Annotated in this window: 1 protein-coding gene and 1 pseudogene; one reads left to right on the top strand and one right to left on the bottom strand. The window is 58.9% G+C overall.

The features are described from left to right. Positions 1-77 precede the first annotated feature (77 nt). Positions 78-344, bottom strand: a pseudogene (locus tag M8523_RS36300) (recombinase family protein); the annotation flags it as partial. A gap of 272 nt (positions 345-616) precedes the next feature. On the opposite strand from M8523_RS36300, the gene M8523_RS36295 reads away from it, so the two are divergent. Next, positions 617-1,240, top strand: coding sequence for a nucleotide-binding protein (locus M8523_RS36295; protein ID WP_282589643.1), 624 nt, complete (start codon positions 617-619; stop codon positions 1,238-1,240). The last annotated feature ends 160 nt before the right edge of the window (positions 1,241-1,400 follow it).

The following is a 1,400-nucleotide window of genomic DNA, read 5'->3' as shown; positions in this document are numbered from 1 at the left end:
AAGACGGAAAATGGCAGCGTGGAACAACCAATACATGGAGCAAATCCTCACAGGCGTCTTTCATGCGTAACCCCTGGTGCTGCCCCCTTCCCTTCCAACTCGTGCACCAGGTTCAGGACGTCTCGGGTTGAGCGACCCAGCCGGTCGAGCTTGACGACCACTAGCTCGTCGCCCGGGCGAATGAAATCCATCACGGTCGCCAACTCGTCACGCCCGTCCCGGCTCTTGCCACTGACCTTCTCGGCTCGGATCACGTCGCAGCCTGCGGCCTTGAGCCTGGCCTCTTGCGAACCGTGATCTTGATCCGTGGTGGAGACACGAGCGTAACCGATGCGGGCTGCCATTTAGGAGAGCTCGTGTAACATATAGGTCGACCACGCTCACATCGCGTAACAATGAATGTTGGTCAAGCCTTATGTGACACACTGCGGTGTAACATTTGCGCGTAGCCTGAGGGTATACCCCTTTGTGACATATATTCATTCTTGCTTATAGCGTGGTCACGTGACCATCTGACCAGGCTATCAGGCAGCCGTGCAATCCCTAGTGGTCACGTGACGGCTTAATCACTTTGCAGCGTCGTGGCGCTATGATCTTTCCGACTCAAGGAGATTCGATGCGGACAGTCACGCTTGCCACACAGAAAGGCGGGTCAGGGAAGAGCACCCTTGCCGCATGTCTCGCCGTTGCAGCTCACGGTGACGGCTTACGGACGGCTGTGCTCGACAGCGACCCGCAGGGCAGTCTCGACAAATGGGCAAACCGGCGCGACGCCGAGGCTCCGCACGTCGAGAAGTGCGAACCGCACGAGCTGGACGCTAAGATCAAAGCACTACGCAAACTCGGATTCGGTCTCTGCCTAATCGACACGGCTGGCGTGCAGAACACAGCCGTGGTGCCGGCCATCCAGGTTGCTGATCTGTGCCTCGTGCCGGTGAAACCGACCCTCACGGACCTGGAAGCGGCCGTCCCGACTGCCAAGCAGCTAAGAGACCGGAAGAAGCAATTCGCCTTCGTGATGAGCCAGTGTTTCGGGAATGCGAACCGGCTGAACGATGTCGCAGCGGCACTCCTCAAGCATGGGGAGGTTGCGCCCGCGAATGTGTTTCAGAGGGTCGATTATCCGGACGCGCTGACCGGGGGCTTGGGTGTCACCGAATACAATCCATCAGGTGCGGCGGCGAAGGAGGTCCGGCTTCTGTGGGCCTGGCTTCGCCGTGTTATCGGAGAACAGGAATGAGCAGGCCGAAAAGGAAGACTGTCGCGAGCATGATGGCGGAAGCAGAGCTATCGCCTGATAACGCTCTAGCTGTATTGACTGATGACGCTGTACAGCCGTCACGTGACCAAGCTCTTGAGCCCGTAGGCGTTGCGCCTGTTGCGACTGGCAGGCCTGCGCG

This window comes from Lichenifustis flavocetrariae (assembly GCF_026130545.1).
GTDB classification, from domain to species: Bacteria; Pseudomonadota; Alphaproteobacteria; order Rhizobiales; family Beijerinckiaceae; genus Lichenihabitans; species Lichenihabitans flavocetrariae.
The sequence above is the reverse complement of the archived record's forward strand: the minus strand, read 5'-3'. Positions and strand labels throughout refer to the sequence as shown.

What these genes read in the sequence shown, in the direction of transcription:
- M8523_RS36295 (WP_282589643.1), top strand. Translation starts at nt 617, where the DNA reads ATGCGGACAGTCACGCTTGCCACACAGAAAGGCGGGTCAGGGAAGAGC.